16 protein-coding genes are annotated in these 16281 nt (G+C 70.9%); 12 read left to right on the top strand and 4 right to left on the bottom strand.

The window, feature by feature from the left end:
• The first annotated feature begins 240 nt into the window (after positions 1-240).
• Entirely contained in the window at positions 241-2142 is a 1902-nt protein-coding gene (locus tag OU416_RS27505) for a Xaa-Pro dipeptidyl-peptidase (protein ID WP_270929921.1), read from the top strand.
• A gap of 42 nt (positions 2143-2184) precedes the next feature.
• Here OU416_RS27505 and OU416_RS27500 read toward each other — a convergent pair whose 3' ends face one another.
• The gene (locus tag OU416_RS27500) at positions 2185-2877 is read right to left on the bottom strand and encodes a heparin lyase I family protein (protein ID WP_270929920.1); all 693 of its coding nucleotides are present in this window, start codon (positions 2875-2877) and stop codon (positions 2185-2187) included.
• Between the two features lie 235 nt (positions 2878-3112).
• Entirely contained in the window at positions 3113-4258 is a 1146-nt protein-coding gene (locus OU416_RS27495; RefSeq protein ID WP_270929919.1) for a S1 family peptidase, read from the bottom strand.
• A 472-nt stretch (positions 4259-4730) separates the two neighbouring features.
• On the opposite strand from OU416_RS27495, the gene OU416_RS27490 reads away from it, so the two are divergent.
• The 8 genes from OU416_RS27490 (at position 4731) to OU416_RS27460 (ending at position 10391) form a co-directional block, all read left to right on the top strand.
• On the top strand, positions 4731-5366 hold the full coding sequence (locus tag OU416_RS27490) for a Maf family protein (RefSeq protein ID WP_270929918.1): 636 nt from the start codon (positions 4731-4733) through the stop codon (positions 5364-5366).
• An 80-nt stretch (positions 5367-5446) separates the two neighbouring features.
• A complete protein-coding gene (locus OU416_RS40325; RefSeq protein ID WP_351115210.1) occupies positions 5447-5536 on the top strand; it encodes a putative leader peptide in 90 nt (29 codons plus the stop codon).
• A gap of 90 nt (positions 5537-5626) precedes the next feature.
• Positions 5627-6952 (top strand): dicarboxylate/amino acid:cation symporter, encoded by a 1326-nt coding sequence (locus OU416_RS27485; RefSeq protein WP_270929917.1) that lies wholly within the window; start codon positions 5627-5629, stop codon positions 6950-6952.
• 114 nt (positions 6953-7066) lie between these two features.
• Positions 7067-7444: a DUF1707 SHOCT-like domain-containing protein gene (locus tag OU416_RS27480; protein WP_270929916.1), complete on the top strand. Its 378-nt coding sequence runs from the start codon at positions 7067-7069 to the stop codon at positions 7442-7444.
• A 27-nt stretch (positions 7445-7471) separates the two neighbouring features.
• The gene (locus OU416_RS27475; protein ID WP_270929915.1) at positions 7472-8125 is read left to right on the top strand and encodes a DUF3558 domain-containing protein; all 654 of its coding nucleotides are present in this window, start codon (positions 7472-7474) and stop codon (positions 8123-8125) included.
• A 244-nt stretch (positions 8126-8369) separates the two neighbouring features.
• Entirely contained in the window at positions 8370-8741 is a 372-nt protein-coding gene (locus OU416_RS27470; protein WP_093157164.1) for a hypothetical protein, read from the top strand.
• Between the two features lie 7 nt (positions 8742-8748).
• The gene (locus OU416_RS27465; protein WP_270929914.1) at positions 8749-9603 is read left to right on the top strand and encodes a PPE domain-containing protein; all 855 of its coding nucleotides are present in this window, start codon (positions 8749-8751) and stop codon (positions 9601-9603) included.
• The gene (locus tag OU416_RS27460) at positions 9600-10391 is read left to right on the top strand and encodes an ESX secretion-associated protein EspG (protein ID WP_270929913.1); all 792 of its coding nucleotides are present in this window, start codon (positions 9600-9602) and stop codon (positions 10389-10391) included. The genes OU416_RS27465 and OU416_RS27460 overlap by 4 nt, the downstream gene beginning before the upstream one ends.
• A 57-nt stretch (positions 10392-10448) precedes the next feature.
• On the opposite strand, the gene glpD is transcribed toward OU416_RS27460, so the two are convergent.
• Positions 10449-12185 carry a glycerol-3-phosphate dehydrogenase gene (gene glpD, locus OU416_RS27455; protein WP_270929912.1) on the bottom strand — a complete coding sequence of 579 codons (1737 nt, stop codon included), beginning with the start codon at positions 12183-12185 and terminating at the stop codon, positions 10449-10451.
• A 197-nt stretch (positions 12186-12382) separates the two neighbouring features.
• Entirely contained in the window at positions 12383-13210 is an 828-nt protein-coding gene (locus OU416_RS27450; RefSeq protein WP_270929911.1) for a DeoR/GlpR family DNA-binding transcription regulator, read from the bottom strand.
• 301 nt (positions 13211-13511) lie between these two features.
• On the opposite strand from OU416_RS27450, the gene OU416_RS27445 reads away from it, so the two are divergent.
• From OU416_RS27445 to OU416_RS27435, 3 genes are all read left to right on the top strand, one after another.
• The gene (locus OU416_RS27445; RefSeq protein WP_372907264.1) at positions 13512-14267 is read left to right on the top strand and encodes an MIP/aquaporin family protein; all 756 of its coding nucleotides are present in this window, start codon (positions 13512-13514) and stop codon (positions 14265-14267) included.
• 35 nt (positions 14268-14302) lie between these two features.
• Entirely contained in the window at positions 14303-15808 is a 1506-nt protein-coding gene (gene glpK / locus OU416_RS27440) for a glycerol kinase GlpK (RefSeq protein ID WP_270929910.1), read from the top strand.
• A gap of 182 nt (positions 15809-15990) precedes the next feature.
• The gene (locus OU416_RS27435; RefSeq protein ID WP_270929909.1) at positions 15991-16281 is read left to right on the top strand and encodes a putative quinol monooxygenase; all 291 of its coding nucleotides are present in this window, start codon (positions 15991-15993) and stop codon (positions 16279-16281) included.

Here is a 16281-nt window from a genome sequence, read left to right as displayed (position 1 = left end):
TCGGGTTCAAAGCGGCAGGTGGTCACCTTGCGGGTGTAGCGATTTCAAGTGAAATCGCGACGTTTCGACGAGAACTCCCGTGCCGCGGTGAGCCGATTTCAAGTGAAATCGCGGAGGTTCGGCACCGCTCTGACGGTGACGCCGTGCTGCCACTGCGCGATCCTCTCCCCACTTTCGGCTGTGTCCGGTTGGTGATCTTGGTTCGTATCGTGCCTCCGAGACTTCTCGGAGGTGGGCACGTTGCGGAGACGTTGGTGGGCGCTGCCGTGCGCGGCGCTCGTGCTGACCGGGATCGCGCCCGGTGCGGCGGCCGAGCAGGCGCCGGTGCAGGTCGAGGGCGGGCGCAGCCAGCCCGTCTTCACCGCCGATCCGGTGCGGGAGACGGTGTGGGTGGAGACCGGGCTGGACGGTGACGGCGACGGCGTCGTCGACCGGGTCGCCGCGGACATCGTGCGGCCGTCCGCCGACCAGCCGGTTCCGGTGATCATGGACGCCAGCCCGTACTACTCGTGCTGCGGGCGCGGCAACGAGAGCGAGCTGAAGACCTACGACGAGCAGGGCAGGCCGGTCGGCTTCCCGCAGTTCTACGACAACTACTTCGTGCCGCGCGGGTACGCCACCGTGCTGGTCGACCTGTCGGGCACCAACCGCTCCGAGGGCTGCGTGGACGTCGGCGGCGCGTCCGACATCACCTCGGCGAAGGCCGTGGTGGACTGGCTCAACGGCCGCGCGCCCGGCTTCGACGCGCCGTCGGGCGGCGGGCCGGTCGAGGCGGGCTGGTCGACCGGCGACGTCGGCATGATCGGCAAGTCCTACGACGGCACGATCGCCAACGGCGTGGCCGCCACCGGCGTGGAGGGCCTGCGCACCATCGTGCCGATCGGCGCGATCAGCTCCTGGTACGACTACTACCGCTCGGACGGCGTGTCCTTCGGCTTCAACCCGTCCGGGCTGGCGCGGACCGTCGAGGAGGGCGGCCGCCCGGACTGCGGCCCGGCCAAGCAGCAGCTCGACGCCGGTTCCCCGGCCAACGGCGACGTCACTCCGATGTGGACCGATCGGGACTACGTGCCGAACGCCGACCGGGTCACCGCGAGCGTGTTCGCGGTGCACGGGCTCGGCGACCTCAACGTCAAGACCCTGCACCTCGGGCAGTGGTGGGACGCGCTGGCCGAGCGCGACGTGCCGCGCAAGCTGTGGCTGAGCCAGACCGGGCACGTCGACCCGTTCGACTTCCGCCGCGCGGAATGGGTCGAAACCCTGCACGCCTGGTTCGACCACTGGCTGCTCGGCGTGGACAACGGGATCACCGAAGAGCCCGCGGCCAGCATCGAACGCGCGCCGGACGTCTGGTCCGACGAGCCGACCTGGTCCGGCGAGCTCGCGAAGGACACCGTGCTGAACCCGCGCGAGGACGGCCTCGGCACGCAGCCCGGCAGCGGCACCGCGTCGTTCACCGACGACCCGTCGCTCGACGAGTACGACTGGGCCGCCAACCCCGATCAGCCGTCACCGGCCCGCGCGCTGTTCAGCACCGCGCCGCTGACCAGCGACGTCCGCATCGCCGGAACCGGTTCGGTCACCGTCACCGCCACGCCGAGCACGCCGACGGCGCACCTGTCCGCGATGCTCGTCGACTACGGGCCCGCCACCACCCGCGACTACCTGGGCCGGGGCGAGGGCATCCGCACCCTGCAGACCGAGTCCTGCTGGGGCGAGAACCGCCCCGGCGACGACGCCTGCTACTTCGACACCGAAGCGACCACGGCCGACGTGGACTTCGAGATCATCGCGCGCGGCTGGGCCGACCTGGCCAACCACGAGTCGCTGTCGGAGGAGCGGCCGCTGGCGCCGGGCGAGCCGCGGACGATGACCTTCCGGCTGGCCACCACCGACCACGTGGTGCCCGCGGGCCACCGGCTGGCGCTGATCATCGGCGGCACCGACAGCGCGTTCATCGTCGCGCCGCGCCAGCCCGGCGAGATCGGCCTGGACCTGGCCGCCACCTCGGTGGCGCTGCCGGTCGTCGGCGAACTCCCGCCGCTGACCGCGGCCGGGCCGGACAAGCCGAGCGTCCGGCCGGACCGCGTTCCGGCGCGACCGGACGTCCAGCTCAACCGGGACGTCCTGCCGGGCAGCTGACGTGCGCAGGGGGCGGTCCCGCGCCGGACCGCCCCCTGCTGGTCAGGGCGCGACGTCGGCGTACTCGCTGCCGATCTTCAACGCGTCGATCTCGTTGACCACGTCATCGCCCTCGGCGCCGTAGACGCCCCACTTCGGGTGGTTCTCGCTGTCGAACGTGCGGCACGCCCAGCGCTGCGAGCCGTCGCTGAAGGTCTGCTGCTCGCCGTTGAACCAGAGCTCGACCCAGCCGCCGGTGGTCTCGTCGGACAGGTGCAGGCCGAGCACGATGCTGTGCCACTGCCCGGCCTGGATCGGCTGGTCCCAGATGACCCGGGTCTCGTCCGGCTGGCGCTGCAGCAGCGAGAGCTTGCCGTCGATCACCTTGAGCACGACCGGGTAGTTCTGGATGTGGCTGCCGTAGGACTTCCACTGGAAGGTCGCGTTGTTGTCCACGGTGCTGGACAACCTGCTGCGCCAGCCCAGGTAGTAGGTGGAGCCGTTCTGGAAGTCGTACTCCTGGCCGTCGACCTTGATGCCGCGGCTCTCGCACCGCCGCAGCCCGGCCGGCTTGTCGTAGCGCCACACCGCGCCCTGCTCCGGATCGTCGACCGCCGTGACGCCGCCCGGATCCGCGCACTCCGAACCGATGTGCGCGAACACGCCGGTGCCGTTGGAGGCGTCGCCGTCCCACATGACCGCCGCGGAGGCCGAAGGAGCCGATGCCACGAGCAGCATCGCCGCCAACAGGGCCACGGCGGGAGTTCTCCCGACCATGATCTTCCCTTCCGGCGGCGGAGACCCAGATGTACCGGAACCCGCGGCCCGCCGTCCAGGGCATTCACCCGAACCGCAGCACCCTCACTCCACAGTGGACCAACAGGCGGAGCGTCCGGGCAGCTGGGCGTCAATTTCGCACGAAATTGACCGTCACCCGGGTGATGGTCAATTTCGTGCGAAATTGACACCAGCCCGGGTGACGGAGCTCAGATCAGCCCGTGACCAGGCGCAGGCCGTAGGCGCTGAGCGCCTCCTGCACCGGCTGGAAGAAGGTCGTCCCGCCGGAGCTGCAGTTGCCCGAACCGCCCGAGGTCATGCCCTGCGCCTGGGTGCCGCTGATGAACGAGCCGCCCGAGTCACCCGGCTCGGCGCACGCGTTGGTGCGGGTGAGCCCGGTGACCGTGCCCTCGGCGTAGCGCACGGTCTGGTTCAGGGCCTGCACCGATCCGCAGCGCCAGCCGGTCGTCGAACCGGAGCGGCAGATCGACGAGCCGACCGGGGCCGCGGTCGCGCCGGACACCGCGCGGGTGCTGCCGTTGTACATGTTCACCAGCGCGCGGGGCGTCCAGTTGGAGTTGGCCGAGACCCACGCGTAGTCGTTGCCGGGGAACGACGAGCCCTGGAACGTGCCCATCGCGACCTGGTTGTACCCGGAGACCGCGGTGCCCGGGCGACCGCAGTGCCCGGCGGTGACCATGCCCGCGGCGCCGGAGGAGGTGCGCACCGAGAAGCCCACCGAGCAGCGCCCGCCCATGTAGTAGGCGTCTCCGCCGCGGAGGTCGTAGAAGGTCCGCGGCGATTCGGCGACCTCTTCCACCCGCACCGCGTCGCTGAGGCCGCGGGCCTGCGCGAGGAAGTCCTCGGTGGCGGCGTCCGCCTTGGTGCGGTCTACCGACACCACGACCGAATTGGACCGCACGTCCACGTACCAACCGGTGATCGACTGCGGCGCAGCCGCTTCCATTCCATCCAAAGTGGACTTCGTCGCGTCCAGCTCGCGCGCGGAGTTGGACACCACCACGGCGTCCGCACCGGCGTCGCGCGCCGCCTGCGCCGCGCGCCCGTCGGTGACCGCGAGGACGAGCTTCCCGCTCGCCGCGTCGAAGTAGGAACCGGCGAAGGCCTCGCCCGCGCTCCCGCGCAGCTCCTCGTCGAGCTGGATCGCGCCGGCTTCCTTCGCCAGCCGGTCCTGCGCCTGCTGCGCGGTCAGGCCGAAGTCCCGCTGCATCGCGGCGAGCAGCTCCGGGGCCGCCTGATCCGGTGCCGGTGCGGCGGTGGACGGCACCGCCACCGCGGCGAGCGTGCCCGCCGCCAGCACGGCTGCACCCAGCAACCGGATGGTTCTGCTCCGACTCATGGTCGTCTCCCTCGATCCGAAATTGGGCAGGGATCACCCGCGCACGGCCGATCCGGCCGCGTTGCGCGGGAGCTGGATCCCCGGCACCCGCATGCCGGGGATGAGGTGGTGCCGCCCGGGTCCCGTGGCGGCGAGGAGTAGGAGGGGGTGAACCGCACCGCGGCGGTTCGCGTAGAAGGACATTAAGGAGCCGGTACCCGAACCGGACACCACCTTTCGGAGCATCCTGGGGCGCGAAAACCCCGCCATGCCAAGAACTTTCATCTTCGACGCGGCCAACGGCAGCACTCCGGGTACGCCGAGCGGACGACCCCCGCGCAACCGGCGAGGACACCTCCGCTTCACCGGAGCGCAACTTCGACGGAAATCAGGCGTCTGATTCCCCATCGAGATCGCGGAAGACACCGCCGCGCCGGGCCGTTGCGCACAGCCCGAGCGGGCGCCGGTCCGGGGCGGCTCTACCATCGGCGGCGTGCGCTTCGTGCTTGCTTCCGCTTCGCCCGCTCGCCTGTCCGTGCTGCGCTCGGCCGGGATCGAGCCGCTGGTGCGGGTTTCCGGCGTCGACGAGGACGCGGTGACCGCTTCGCTGGGCGATCCCGCGCCCGCCGAGCTGGTCAGCGCGCTGGCGCAGGCCAAGGCCGACGCGGTGGCCGCGGAGATCGGCGCCGAGGAGCCCGACGCGGTGATCGTCGGCTGCGACTCGATGCTGCTGATGGCCCACGGCGAGATCGCCGGGAAGCCCGGCACCCGCGAGGCCGCCGCCAAGCGGTGGGCGCAGAACGCGGGCAGCAGCGGCGAGCTGCTGACCGGGCACGCGATCGTCCGCTTGCAGGGCGGCGAGGTCACCGCGCGCGCCAACGGGCACCTGGGCACCACCGTGCGCTTCGGCGAGCCGAGCGAGGCCGAGCTGGAGGCCTACATCGCGACCGGTGAGCCGCTGCAGGTGGCGGGCGGGTTCACCCTCGAAGGCTTCGGCGGCTGGTTCATCGAGGGCGTCGACGGCGATCCGTCGAGCGTGCTCGGGATCAGCCTGCCGCTGACCCGCAAGCTGCTCGCCGAGGTCGGCGTCAGCGTGGTGACGCTGTGGAGCGCGCCGACCGCGGAGTGACACCGGGTTCCGGGCACCCGAGTGAATACGAACACAATTCGGTTACCCCCGGATGGTTTTCCCCGCGCGGCTGGTTACAAATGTTCGCGATGGGCACCACCCGACGGCTGTATCTGACTTCGCGCCTGCACGTCGATCTTCGACGGCAGGCCAGCTCCGTCTGTCTGTGATCGAGCGCGGCACCGCCGCTTCATGAGTTCGCGCATCGTCGCGCGCCGCTCGAACCGCACTGCCTTCGAACCTCACTCCGGGAGACCCCTGTGTCCACCACTGCTGGGCGATCGCGCCTGCGCTTCAACCCCAAGCTGTTCGCCGTAGCCGTCCTCGCGTCGCTGGTGCTCGGCGCCCTGCTCGGCTACGTCGCCAAGCAGACCGATGCCGAATGGCTCGCCACCACGCTGAAGACCATCGGCTCGACCTTCACCAAGCTGCTCACCTTCACCGTGCTGCCGCTGATCTTCACCGCCATCGTGGTGGGCATCAACAGCCTCCGCGGTCTCGGCGGCGGCCGGGCCGCGGCGCGGCTGGGCGGCAAGACCGCGCTGTGGTTCGGCATCACCTCGCTGATCGCGGTGCTGATCGGCCTCGCCGTCGGCTCGCTGTTCCAGCCCGGCCGCGGCCTGATCATCGAACCCGACCCGGAGAAGCTGCAGTCCATCGGCGAGAAGACCCAGGGCTCCTGGCTCGACCTGATCACCGGCCTGGTGCCCAGCAACCTGATCAGCGCCTTCGCCGAGGGCGAGACGCTGCAGGTGGTGTTCGTCGCGCTGATCATCGGTGCGGCCACCTACAGCCTGGGTGAGAAGGCGGCGCCGTTCGTCGACTTCAACAAGGCGGCCTTCGAGGTCATCCAGCGCGTCCTCGGCTGGATCATCCGGCTCGCCCCGATCGGCACCCTCGGCCTGATCGGCAACGCCGTCGCCAGCTACGGCAACGAGTTCTTCGCGCCGCTGCTGAAGCTGATCGGCTCCACCTACGTGGCCTGCGCGCTGGTGCTGTTCGTGGTCTACCCGCTGCTGCTCGGCCTGGTGGCCAAGGTCAGCCCGATCCGGTTCTTCGCCAAGTCGTGGAACGTGCTGCAGTTCGCCTTCGTCTCCCGCTCCTCCGGTGCCAGCCTGCCGATGACCCGCCAGACCACCGAGGACCTGGGCGTGCCCGCGTCCTACGCGAACTTCGCGGTGCCGCTGGCCACCACCACCAAGATGGACGGCTGCGCCGCGATCTACCCGGCGGTCGGCTCGATCTTCATCGCGAACCTCTTCGGCATCAGCCTCGGCCCGGTGCAGTACCTGACGATCGTCGCGGTCGCGGTGTTCGGCTCCTTCGCCACCGCCGGCGTGACCGGCTGGTTCACCATGCTGACGCTGACCACCGCCGCGCTCGGCTTCCCGGCCGAGGTGGTGGCCACCGGCATCGCCATCGCCTACGCGGTGGACCCGATCCTGGACATGATGCGCACCGCCACCAACGTCGCAGGCCAGATCGTGGTGCCCACCGTGGTGGCCCGCAGCGAGGGCATCCTCGACGACGAGGTGCTGGCCCGCCCGAGCACCCCGCTCGGCGACCGCGAGCTCGCCAACGCCTGACCATCCCCTGAGCGGAGGGCGTCGCCGGCACGAGTCGGCGGCGCCCTCTGACGTTTACCTGAACCCTTGGTTGAGCTGGCTCGTCCGGGGGTCCGCCGACCGTAGGATGGTGGGGTGGAGAAGGGACGGCGGGGCAGAGATCTCCGGATCGGCGATCCCGAGCGCGAACTCGCGATGCGGCTGCTCGGCGAGCACTTCGCCGTCGGGCGCCTCGACGTCGGCGAGTACGACGAGCGCTGCAGGCTGGTCGCCACCGCCCGGTTCCGGTCCGAGCTGGAGGGGCTGTTCGACGACCTGCCCGCGCCCCGGCCCGAACGCGCGGTCCCGGCGGCGCAGCCGCCCGCGAGCCGCACGCGACCGGTGCCTGCGAAGGTCGCGCTCGCGGTCGGGGTTGCCGTGCTGGCGGTGCTGCTGCTGGTCGTCGCCCGGCAGGCCGCGCTGCTCCTGCTGATCCCGCTGATCGCCGTGCTCTGGTTCAGCTGGCGCCGGTGAACGCCGACACTTCGTTACGGTGTTGACATGCACCGTTCGCGGATCACCGGGGCTCGGCGGTTGAGCGCGCTGCTCGCCGTCGGCGCGTTAGCCCTCACCGGATGCAGCCTGTGGCAGTCGCACCCGACCGCGGACACCGCGGCCCCGCCGCCGATGCCGCTGCCCACGACGAGCACGCCGCCGCCACCGCCGCCGCGGCCCTACGAGCTCGGCCTCGACGGTGTGTCCGCGTGCTCGCTGCTCACCACCTCCCAGCGCAACCAGCTCGGCTTCGACCGCGACCCGATGCCCGACTCCGAAGCGGGCTTCGGCAACGCGGCGACCTGCAGCTACCGCAACACCACCGCCAAGGTGGGCGCCCGGCTCGCGCTGATCACCACCGAGGGCATGGGCGTGTGGACCGACGACACCGCGCAGGTGGAGGCCACCCCGGTGATGGTCGGCGAGTTCCCCGCGCTGGTCATCAAGACCCCGGGGCTGGACCTGTCCTGCAACGTGGCGGTGGACGTGGCCGAGGGCCAGCACCTCGACGTGCTCTACCGCGATGACGGCGCGCAGCCGCCGTCCCCGGTGGACCAGCTGTGCGCCGGAGCCCAGCGGGTCGCCGAGGACGCGGTGGCGACGCTGGCCGATCCGGAACCGACGTCGGAGACCCGGACCCAGACCTCGCAGCCCGGTTGATCACGCAGAGCGACCGGAAAACCCGGGCGAGGAGTGATACTCACCGCTTATGGAGCACTCCCCAGCGTGACTTCTGGTGACTACAGTGTTCGCTGGACGTTTAGTAGCTTGAGCGCGCGGGTGCTCCGCGCTCGGTCAGGTGTCCCGCACGCACCTGGCTCGTGGGCGGCCCCGCCGCAACCGCGCGTTCGAGCACGAGGGCCTGCACCCATGATCTGGGCCCTTACCTGTGGGAGGGGAAAACGTGCCGCTTACTGCTCCGTGGGGCGACAGCTCGACCGAAGCCCTGCCGGGTGTGTCCGGCGGCTCGATGCAGGTCGAGCCCGCCGCCATTCCGAGGCTGGTCAACGCGCTGCAGGAATCGCTGGACGCGGTCGGCCTGCAGATCGAGCACGCCATCACCGAACTCCGCATCCGGCCGTGGGCCGGCGACCCGATCAGCGCCGATGCCGCCGAGGAGTTCAACCGGCGCTCCCTCGGCGGTGGTGAGGACGCGCTGACCGCGCTGTGCGGTTACCGCGACCAGCTGCAGGCCGCCGCCGAGTCGCTGGAGCGCGCCAACCGCCAGTACTCGCGCATCGACGGCGAGAGCGCGATGGGCATCGGGGGCTGCTGAGAAGGCCATGAGCGAACACCGATGGCAGGGTTACCGACACCCCGAGCTGTACGCCCAGATCAACGAGGGCCCGGGCCCGGACGGTTCGACCGACAGCGTCCGGCGCTGGAGCGAGTTGACCCGCGCGCTGGGTGACATCGACGCCGGGCTGGCCTCCGCGGTGACCTCGGCGATGGGCGGCTGGAGCGGCATCGCCGCCGACAGCGCCCACGACGGGCTGCGGCCGCTGGGCAACTGGGCCGCGCTGGCCCAGGAGGCCACCACCGTGATGCGGGAGCGGGCCGAGCAGCAGGCGGAGTTCATCAGCAAGGCGCGCCGCGACATGCCGCCTCCGGTGCAGGTCACCGCCGAGGAACCGGGCGCAGCGCAGACCCTGCTGACGCACCTCTTCGGCGGGCAGACCGACTACGAGGTGCAGGAGGCCGAGCAGCACGCGGCCGAGCAGCGCGCGTTCGACGTGATGCGCACCTACGAGGCTTCCACGCAGGAGAACACGACATCGCTGGCCTCGTTCGCACCGCCGCCGCAGGTCGTGGTGGACGCGCCGGTCCGGGGCGGTTCGACCGTCTCCGGTGGTCAGCAGAACGTGACCATCAGCTGGGGCCCCACCAGCGTGCCCGCACCGCGCGGCTCCGGTTCGGCGAGCGTGGCGCAGCGCACCGCGCAGCGGACCACCAGGCCCGGCGGCGCCCCGGTGCGCGGCGGCGAGGTCCGCTCCGGTGGCGGCGGCAGCCGGGTCAAGCGGGACCGCGACGAGTCCGTGGACCGGAAGGTCACCGAGCAGACCGGCAACCGGGGCGGGTTCTTCGACCTGGTGGAATCGCCGTCGCGGCCGGTGATCGGCGGCGAGCCCGGGCAATGACGTTCCCCGCCACCGCCCAGCGGATCGGCCTGTCCGCGCTGGAACTCGACGTGCTCGTCGAGCACCTCGGGCTCGAGACGATGCCGCTGGTGCTCAAGGTCCCCTCCCCCGGGCGCACCCACGCCGAACGCGCGCAGCTGGTCGAGTCGGCGTGGCGTTCGCTGGGCACGCGCGGGCTCGGGCGGCCCACCGCGGTCGACCCGGAGCTGGAGCGGGTGCTGCGGCTGCTGTCCCACCCCGACCGCGAGGTCGACGGCCGGCTCTGGCTGGAGCGCAGCGTGCGGGTGCTCGCCGCGTCGGTCGGCGAAGAAGCGGTGCTGGTCGTCAAGGACGGCGACGAGCTGAGCCTGCGGTCGGCGTCGGCGAGCGGCTTGCCGCGCGAAGCGATCTCGGTGCTGCCGCAGTTGCCGCCCGGCCCCGGCCGATCGGTCTCGCTGCGCAGCGGCGATCTGGACGCCGCGGCGGAGGAGGCCGGGAACAACGTCGAGCAGCTGGTCGCCGCCCTGCAGCGCCGGGGAGTCCGCGCGGACGACGCGGAAACGCTGACCGGCATGGTCGCCGGAGTGGCCGCCCGCGGGCAGTTCGGCGCCGCCGCCCGCGACCGGTTCGGCCGCCGCGTGCGGGCCGACCGGGTGGTGGGGTTCTTCGACACGGCGCACGGCCGCTACGCCCAGCTGCGCCGGGAGTCACCGTCCGGCGACGTGTGGAGCACGGTCGCCCCGGCCGACGCCCGCCGCCTGACCGGCCACCTCGAAGAACTCCTCACCGAGATCACCACCGACGACTGATCGCCGAAAAGCGCTGTCGGCGCGCCGAAGTTGGCGCGCCGACAGCGAGAACCGGTCTCAGACCAGGGGTTCTTCCAGGCGGGTGCGGGCTTCCGGGGCCGCCGAGCGCTTGGCGTCCGCCGCCTGGTCGTCGGGCTGGGTCTGGGAGTCGCGCTCCGCTTCCACGCGCTGCGTGTAGACCTCGACCTCGCGCTCGATCTGCTCTTCGTCCCAACCGAGGACACCGGCCATCAGGCGCGCCACCGGTTCGGCGCAGTCCACGCCGCGGTGCGGGTACTCGATCGAGATGCGGGTGCGGCGGGTGAGCACGTCCTCCAGGTGCAGGGCGCCTTCGGCCGTGCACGCGTAAACCGCCTCGGCCTGCAGGTAGTTCGGCGCGGCCGGGATCGGCTTGAGCAGTTCCGGCCGGTCCGCGGCGAGCGCCAGCACGTCGTGGATCTCCGAGCCGTAGCGGTCCAGCAGGTGCCGGATCCGGTACGGGTGCAGGCCGTGCGCGGTGGCGAGCTGGTCGGCCTGGTTGATCAGCGCGTGGTAGCCGTCGGCGCCGACCAGCGGGACCTGGTCGGTGCACGAGGAGGCCACCCGGCCGTTGATGTCCGGGGCGACGGCGTCCACCGCGTCGGCGGCCATCACCCGGTACGTCGTGTACTTGCCGCCGGCGATCGCCACCAGGCCCGGGGCGACCCGCGCCACCGCGTGCTCGCGGGACAGCTTCGAGGTCTCCTCGCTCTCCCCGGCCAGCAGCGGGCGCAGCCCCGCGTAGACGCCCTCGATGTCGTCGTGCTTCAGCGGGGTGGCCAGCACCGTGTTGACGTGCTTGAGGATGTAGTCGATGTCCGACTTCGTCGCGGCCGGGTGCGCCAGGTCGAGGTTCCAGTCGGTGTCGGTGGTGCCGACGATCCAGTGGTTGCCCCACGGGATGACGAACAGCACCGACTTCTCGGTGCGCAGGATCATCCCGGTCTCGGCGACGATCCGGTCGCGCGGCACCACGATGTGCACGCCCTTGCTGGCGCGCACCCGGAACCGGCCGCGGCCGCCGGAGAGCTTCTGCAGCTCGTCGGTCCACACCCCGGTCGCGTTGATCACGGCCTGCGCGCGGACCTCGGTCTCGGCGCCGGTCTCCACGTCGCGCACCCGGACCCCGGCGATCCGGTCGGCCTCCCGGAGGAACCCGGTGACCTGCGTCGAGTTCATCACCACCGCGCCGTATCGGGCCGCGGTGCGGGCGACGGTCATGGTGTGGCGGGCGTCATCGGCCTGCGCGTCGTAGTAGCGGATGCCGCCGATCAGCGCGCTGCGCTTGAGCGCGGGCACCATCCGGAGCGCACCGGCGCGGGAGAGGTGCTTCTGGCCCGGCACCGAGCGGGCACCGCCCATCGTGTCGTAGAGGAACAGCCCGGCCGCGGTGTACGGGCGCTCCACCACCCGGCGGGTCAGCGGGTACAGGAACGGAACCGGCTTCACCAGGTGCGGCGCGATCCGGGTGAGCATCAGCTCGCGCTCCCGCAGCGCCTCGCGGACCAGCGAGAACTCCAGCTGCTCCAGGTAGCGCAGGCCGCCGTGGAACAGCTTGCTGGAGCGGCTGGAGGTTCCCGAAGCGAGGTCGCGGGCCTCGACCAGCGCCACCTTCAGACCGCGGGTCGCCGCGTCCAGCGCAGCACCGGCGCCGGTCACGCCACCGCCGATCACCACCACGTCGAACTCCTCGGCGCCCAGCCGCCGCCAGTCCTCGGCCCGCTCGGCCGGGCCCAACGTGCCCTTCAACCGGTTCTCGGTCTTGTCTTCGGACACCGCGTCCTCCTCGCTCGAATCGCGTCCCACCATCAGGTCTTCCAACAGCGGCGGCAGCCGCTCGCGGGGTGGGACTCAGCTTTCCCCGCTGCGCGCGCTCGGCCTTCGCGCGAGGACGCCCCCGGGCCGCCGAAGGTGATCGCGCAGGCCGCCCCGCACCACCGCCCACGCGGGAACCGGGCCTCGACGAATGGTCATCATGCCCGACCAGCACGCTGCGTGCCCGCCGCGACACCGCGCGTTCTCCCCGCCTGCTCGACCAGCGCGCCGCGCTCGCGCAGCACCTCGACGTCCGCGCTGGTGGTCTTCGAATCGACGATGACGATGTCGAAGTCCTCCACCGGTGCCACCGCGTGCAGCGCCCGCCGCTGGAACTTGGTGTGGTCGACGTAGAGCACGCGGCGCCGCGCGGAGGCGAGCATGGCCTTCTTTATCTGCACCATCTCCTGCTGCGGGTAGCAGCAGATCCCGTCGGTGACCGCGGAGACCGACATGATCGCCAGGTCCACCCGCAGGTTGCGCAGCGCGTCCAGCGCCATGCCGCCGACGAAGGCGTCCGCCCACGGCAGGTAGTCGCCGCCCACGCAGATCAGGCTGATCCCCGGTGCGTTGCGCAGTTCGTCGAACACCCCGCGGTGGTTGGTGACCACGGTCAGCGGGGCCCGCTCCGGCAGCAGCCGGGCCAGGTAGACGCCGGTCGTCGAGTCGTCCAGCACCAGCGCCTGGCCGGGTTCGACCAGTTCGGCGGCGGCGCGGGCGAGCTCTTCCTTCTCCGCTTTGTTCTGCGGCAGGCGGAATTCCGACGCCGCCTCGTACAGCAGCGACGACGCCGCGGAGACGTTGCCGCGGTTGCGGTGCACCAGTCCCTGCGACTCCAGGTCGGCGAGATCGCGGTAGACGGTCATCGCGCTGGCGCCGATGGTCGTGACGAGGTCGTCGATGCGCAGCGTGCCCTCGGCCATCACCAGCTCGGTGATCTTGCGCCTGCGGTCCTGCTGCTTCTCGGACGGACGCCGAGCGGACATCATCGTCCCCCTCACTCCCGAACCAGCCAACTCGATAAAAACACCATCGGAGGCGTCTTGCAGCGTTGTTTTCCCCAAGTCTAATGTTACCGCACAGTATGGAGCGACGTCGGGTCGCGCTGCGGGCGGAATCCGGCCCGCGGGGCCGAGCCGGGGCACTGGGCGGTACGGAGCAACCCGGTACCCACGACTGGCGGCATGCATGGACACGTGTTGACATGCGGCAGTACCGTCCCGACTCACTCCATGTCGGACAGTGAAGTCCCGCCTGTGCCAACGGCGGCATGAAGAGGGGAACGCAATGACGATCAGTCTCGGGGAGATCTTCCTCTGGGAGATGATGGGGACGGCGGTACTGACGTTGATGGGCTGCGGCGTCGTGGCCAACAACGTCCTGCGCAAGACCGGCGGGCACGACACCGGTTTCCTGATGGTCAACTTCGGCTGGGGCTTCGCGGTCTTCGCGGGCGCCAGCATCGCCGAGCCCACCGGCGCGCACATCAACCCGGCGGTCACCCTGGGGCTGGCGATCAACGGCCAGACCGCGTGGTCGGACGTGCCGGTCTACATCATCGCGCAGCTCGTCGGCGGCACCCTGGGCGCCGTGCTGTGCTGGGCCGTCTACAAGCTGCAGTTCGACACCCACGACGACCCGCGCAACACGCTCGGCATCTTCTCCACCGCCCCGACGGTGCGGAACGCCCCGTGGAACCTCGTGACCGAGACCATCGGCACCTTCGTGCTGGTCTTCTGGATCATCCTCAGCCCGCAGGCCGGCCCCGGCGGCGCGGACGGCGTGCCGACCTTCGGCAACTCCGCGCTGGGTTACGCCGCGGTCGCCTTCATCGTGATCGGCATCGGCAACTCGCTCGGCGGCCCGACCGGCTACGCCATCAACCCGGCTCGCGACCTCGGCCCGCGCATCGCCTACGCGATCCTGCCCATCCGCGGCAAGGGCTCGGCGGACTGGGGATACTCCTGGGTGCCGATCGCCGGCCCGATCCTCGGTGGTGTGCTGGCGGGTGCGCTGGCCCTCGCACTGCCCATCGCCAGCTGACCAGACCCAGTCCACATAGGAAGGTAGAACGACAGATGGCCTCTTATGTCGCCGCCATCGACCAGGGCACGACCTCGACCCGGTGCATGATCTTCGACCACTCCGGTCGGGTCGTCTCGGTCGACCAGGTCGAGCACCGCCAGATCTTCCCGAAGGCCGGCTGGGTCGAGCACGACCCGGTCGAGATCTGGACCAACACCCGGCAGGTGTGCGCGGGCGCGCTCGCCAAGGCCGACCTGGTGTCCTCCGACGTCGTCGCCGTCGGGATCACCAACCAGCGGGAAACCACCGTGGTCTGGGAGAAGGCCACCGGCAAGCCGGTGTACAACGCGATCGTCTGGCAGGACACCCGCACCGACGAGATCGTCAACGCCCTCGCCGCGGGCGAGGACGGGCAGAACCGGTACCAGCGCAAGACCGGGCTGCCGCTGGCGACCTACTTCTCCGGTCCCAAGGTGAAGTGGATCCTGGACAACGTCGAGGGCACCCGCGAGCGCGCCGAGCGCGGCGAGCTGCTGTTCGGCAACATGGACACCTGGGTGCTGTGGAACTGCACCGGTGGCCCGGACGGCGGACTGCACGTCACCGACCCGACCAACGCCTCCCGCACCATGCTGATGGACCTCGAGCGGCTGGCGTGGGACGCCGACATCTGCGCCGAGCTCGGCATTCCGATGGCGATGCTGCCGGAGATCCGCTCCTCCTCGGAGGTCTACGGCAAGTTCCGGGAGCGCGGCGTGTTCGCGGGCATCCCGATCTCCGGCATCCTCGGCGACCAGCAGGCGGCCACCTTCGGCCAGGCCTGCCTGTCGCCCGGCGAGGCCAAGAACACCTACGGCACCGGCAACTTCGTGCTGCTCAACACCGGCACCGAGCGGGTGATCAGCGAGAACGGGCTGCTCACCACCGTCGGGTACAAGATCGGCGGCAACGACACGGTGTACTGCCTGGAGGGTTCGATCGCGGTCACCGGTTCGCTGGTGCAGTGGCTGCGGGACAACCTCGGGCTGATCGCCAGCGCCCCGGAGATCGAGCAGGTCGCCAGCAGCGTGGAGGACAACGGCGGCGCCTACTTCGTGCCGGCGTTCTCCGGGCTGTTCGCACCGCACTGGCGCTCCGACGCGCGCGGCGCGATCGTCGGGCTGACCCGCTACGTCAACCGCGGTCACCTGGCCCGCGCGGTGCTGGAGGCCACGGCGTTCCAGACCCGCGAGGTCATCGAGGCGATGAACGCCGACTCCGGCGTGCCGCTGAAGTCGCTGAAGGTCGACGGCGGCATGGTCGGCAACGAGCTGCTGATGCAGTTCCAGGCCGACATCCTCGGCGTGCCGGTGATCCGCCCGGTGGTCGCGGAGACCACGGCGCTGGGCGCGGCCTACGCGGCCGGGCTGGCGGTGGGCTTCTGGGAGAGCGAGGAGGACATCCGCTCCAACTGGGCCAAGGACAAGCAGTGGGACCCGAAGATGCCGACCGAGCTGCGCGAGAAGGAGTACGCGCAGTGGCAGAAGGCGGTGTCCAAGACCCTCGACTGGGTCGACTGAGCACCTGAGAACAGCGGCCCGTCCCCTCTTGCGGGGGGCGGGCCGCTTCGCGTCCACTGTGGATTCCTAGGTCACCTTCTCAACCCGCGCCCGATTCGACCCGGGAACACTGGCGCCGGACCGATGGGTTTCGCGGCATCGCACCGTCCACCTCTACGCATGCCGCGAAACTTGGAGGGAACATGCTGATCATTGCCGGTCACCTGGAGGTGGACCCCGCTCAGCGCGATGCGTTCGTCGCCGAGCTCCGCGACCTCGTCCGCCGGGCTCGACGAGCTCCCGGATGCCTCGACGTGGCCATCACGGCCGATCCCGTGGACCCGGCGCGGGTGAACAACTTCGAGCGGTGGGAATCCGAGGAAGCACTCGAAGCGTGGCGGGCTGTCGCCGACGCACCGGACACCGGGATCGCCGTCATCAGCGACGCCGTGATGAAGTTCAGCGTGACCGACATGCGCCCGCCGTTCGACTGA

This window comes from Saccharopolyspora indica, assembly GCF_027853965.1.
In the GTDB taxonomy this organism is placed as follows: Bacteria; Actinomycetota; Actinomycetes; order Mycobacteriales; family Pseudonocardiaceae; genus Saccharopolyspora; species Saccharopolyspora indica.
This window is presented reverse-complemented; position numbering and strand designations above follow the sequence as displayed.

Bases quoted from the DNA above. Each gene is read 5' to 3' on its own strand.
- OU416_RS27495 (WP_270929919.1), bottom strand. From the start codon at position 4,258: ATGAGTCGGAGCAGAACCATCCGGTTGCTGGGTGCAGCCGTGCTGGCG.
- OU416_RS27475 (WP_270929915.1), top strand. From the start codon at position 7,472: ATGCACCGTTCGCGGATCACCGGGGCTCGGCGGTTGAGCGCGCTGCTC.
- OU416_RS40325 (WP_351115210.1), top strand. From the start codon at position 5,447: ATGTTCGCGATGGGCACCACCCGACGGCTGTATCTGACTTCGCGCCTG.
- glpK (WP_270929910.1), top strand. From the start codon at position 14,303: ATGGCCTCTTATGTCGCCGCCATCGACCAGGGCACGACCTCGACCCGG.
- OU416_RS27465 (WP_270929914.1), top strand. From the start codon at position 8,749: ATGAGCGAACACCGATGGCAGGGTTACCGACACCCCGAGCTGTACGCC.
- OU416_RS27435 (WP_270929909.1), top strand. From the start codon at position 15,991: ATGCTGATCATTGCCGGTCACCTGGAGGTGGACCCCGCTCAGCGCGAT.
- OU416_RS27445 (WP_372907264.1), top strand. From the start codon at position 13,512: ATGACGATCAGTCTCGGGGAGATCTTCCTCTGGGAGATGATGGGGACG.
- OU416_RS27450 (WP_270929911.1), bottom strand. From the start codon at position 13,210: ATGTCCGCTCGGCGTCCGTCCGAGAAGCAGCAGGACCGCAGGCGCAAG.
- OU416_RS27460 (WP_270929913.1), top strand. From the start codon at position 9,600: ATGACGTTCCCCGCCACCGCCCAGCGGATCGGCCTGTCCGCGCTGGAA.